The 239-nt window shown below is 70.7% G+C and carries 1 protein-coding gene; it reads right to left on the reverse strand.

Annotation, left to right across the window (positions count from 1 at the left end; all coding sequences use genetic code 11):
- Positions 1 to 194, reverse strand: a 194-nt coding sequence (locus ACFE99_RS25140) for a tyrosine-type recombinase/integrase (RefSeq protein ID WP_375489606.1), incomplete at its 3' end; no start/stop codon positions are given.
- Positions 195 to 239: the final 45 nt, after the last annotated feature.

Genomic DNA, 239 nt, shown 5'->3' on the forward strand with positions numbered 1-239 from the left:
ATCGACTCATGCCCGAGCAGGGTCTGAACGGCGCGCAGGTTGCCCGAGCCGCGGTAGGCGCGGGTTCCGTACCGGTGCCTCAGGGTGTGCATCGACCAGTCGCCGGGCAGGGCGCGGGCCACCAGTCGGCCGATGTGGTTTGCGCTGAGATGACCCCCGGTGCCGTTGGGGAACAACCATCCGCGTGCCGGCATGCCCGGCGAATGGCCGGCGGCGCCTTGGGTCAGCAGTTCCGCGAG

This window comes from uncultured Mycobacterium sp. (assembly GCF_964249325.1).
Taxonomy (GTDB): domain Bacteria; phylum Actinomycetota; class Actinomycetes; order Mycobacteriales; family Mycobacteriaceae; genus Mycobacterium.